Origin of the sequence: Pseudomonas sp. HMSC08G10 (assembly GCF_001808425.1) — a bacterium.
Lineage (GTDB): Bacteria > Pseudomonadota > Gammaproteobacteria > Pseudomonadales > Pseudomonadaceae > Aquipseudomonas > Aquipseudomonas guariconensis.
On sequence record NZ_KV793330.1, the window covers coordinates 1 to 1605 of the forward strand.

Below are 1605 nucleotides of genomic sequence, written 5' to 3' on the forward strand. Positions count from 1 at the left end.
AGCCAGGAGACACACCATGCGTTACGCACATCCGGGTACCGAAGGCGCGAAAATTTCCTTCAAGAGCCGCTACGGCAACTACATCGGCGGTGAGTTCGTTCCTCCGGTCAAGGGTGAATACTTCACCAACACCTCCCCGGTGAACGGCCAGCCGATCGCCGAATTCCCACGCTCCACTGCCGAAGACATCGACAAAGCCCTGGATGCCGCCCACGCCGCCGCCGACGCCTGGGGCCGCACCTCGGTGCAAGACCGCTCCAATGTGCTGCTCAAGATCGCCGACCGCATCGAGCAGAACCTGGAGATCCTGGCCATCACCGAAACCTGGGACAACGGCAAGCCGATCCGCGAAACCCTCAACGCCGACATCCCGCTGGCGGTCGATCACTTCCGCTACTTCGCCGGCTGCATCCGCGCCCAGGAAGGCGGCGCCGCCGAGATCAACGAAAACACCGTGGCCTATCACATCCACGAGCCGCTGGGCGTGGTCGGGCAGATCATTCCGTGGAACTTCCCGCTGCTGATGGCCGCCTGGAAGCTCGCGCCGGCGCTGGCCGCCGGTAACTGCGTGGTGCTCAAGCCCGCCGAGCAGACCCCGCTGGGCATTGCCGTGCTGATGGAACTGATCGGCGACCTGCTGCCCAAGGGCGTGCTCAATGTGGTGCAAGGCTTCGGCCGCGAGGCCGGTGAAGCCCTGGCCACCAGCAAGCGCATCGCCAAGATCGCCTTCACCGGCTCCACCCCGGTTGGCTCGCACATCATGAAATGCGCCGCGGAGAACATCATCCCGTCCACCGTGGAGCTGGGCGGCAAGTCGCCGAACGTCTATTTCGAGGACATCATGCAGGCCGAGCCTGCCTTCATCGACAAGGCCGCCGAAGGCATGGTGCTGGCGTTCTTCAATCAGGGCGAGGTGTGCACCTGCCCATCGCGCGCCCTGGTGCAGGAGTCGATCTACCCGCAGTTCATGGAAGTGGTGATGAAAAAGGTCCTGCAGATCAAGCGCGGCGACCCGCTGGACACCGACACCATGGTCGGCGCCCAGGCCTCCCAGCAGCAGTTCGAGAAGATCCTCTCGTACCTGGACATCGCCCAGAAGGAAGGCGCCGAACTGCTGACCGGCGGCAAGGTGGAGAAACTCGAAGGCAGCCTGGCCACCGGCTATTACATCCAGCCGACCCTGCTCAAAGGCAACAACCAGATGCGCGTGTTCCAGGAAGAGATCTTCGGCCCGGTGGTCAGCGTCACCACCTTCAAGGACGAAGCCGAAGCCCTGGCGATCGCCAACGACACCGAGTTCGGCCTCGGCGCCGGCGTATGGACCCGCGACATCAACCGCGCCTACCGCATGGGCCGCGGCATCAAGGCCGGTCGCGTATGGACCAACTGCTACCACCTGTACCCGGCCCACGCCGCGTTCGGGGGCTACAAGAAGTCCGGTGTCGGCCGTGAAACCCACAAGATGATGCTCGACCACTACCAGCAGACCAAGAACCTGCTGGTGAGCTACGACATCAATCCGCTGGGCTTCTTCTAAATCGCGTCGCCTTTTTCGCGGGTGAGCCTGCTTCTGCAGTGCTTGTGCTGTGGGGCTGGGTTTACCCG

The 1605-nt window shown here is 63.4% G+C and carries 1 protein-coding gene; it reads left to right on the forward strand.

Annotation, left to right across the window (positions count from 1 at the left end; genetic code table 11):
- Nucleotides 1–16 precede the first annotated feature (16 nt).
- The gene (locus HMPREF3173_RS19975) at nt 17–1537 is read left to right on the forward strand and encodes an acetaldehyde dehydrogenase ExaC (protein ID WP_070575988.1); all 1521 of its coding nucleotides are present in this window, start codon (nt 17–19) and stop codon (nt 1535–1537) included.
- Nucleotides 1538–1605 lie beyond the last annotated feature (68 nt).